At 55.4% G+C, this 314-nt stretch carries 2 tRNA genes; both read left to right on the forward strand.

Annotated elements, in window-relative coordinates:
• Positions 1-47 precede the first annotated feature (47 nt).
• Positions 48-124 (forward strand) — tRNA-Met (locus AACQ95_RS15885).
• Between the two features lie 103 nt (positions 125-227).
• Positions 228-304: transfer RNA gene (locus AACQ95_RS15890), tRNA-Met, on the forward strand.
• The last annotated feature ends 10 nt before the right edge of the window (positions 305-314 follow it).

A 314-nucleotide genomic window follows, 5' to 3' on the forward strand; every position in this document is an offset into this window, starting at 1 on the left:
CTACTTCTGCTCGGTAGTGTGTGGTGATGAAGGCAGTACAATTCGGACGCGGGGTGGAGCAGCTCGGTAGCTCGTCGGGCTCATAACCCGAAGGTCGTCAGTTCAAATCTGGCCCCCGCAACCAACTATTTGTGTTCATGGCAATGCTTGATGCAGAGCTGTGGGTGTAAAGGCAGCACGCTACTTCTGCTCGGTAGTGTGTGGTGATGAAGGCAGTACAATTCGGACGCGGGGTGGAGCAGCTCGGTAGCTCGTCGGGCTCATAACCCGAAGGTCGTCAGTTCAAATCTGGCCCCCGCAACCAACTATTTGTG

Origin of the sequence: Aeromonas sp. MR19 (genome assembly GCF_963899305.1) — a bacterium.
Taxonomy (GTDB): domain Bacteria; phylum Pseudomonadota; class Gammaproteobacteria; order Enterobacterales; family Aeromonadaceae; genus Aeromonas; species Aeromonas bestiarum.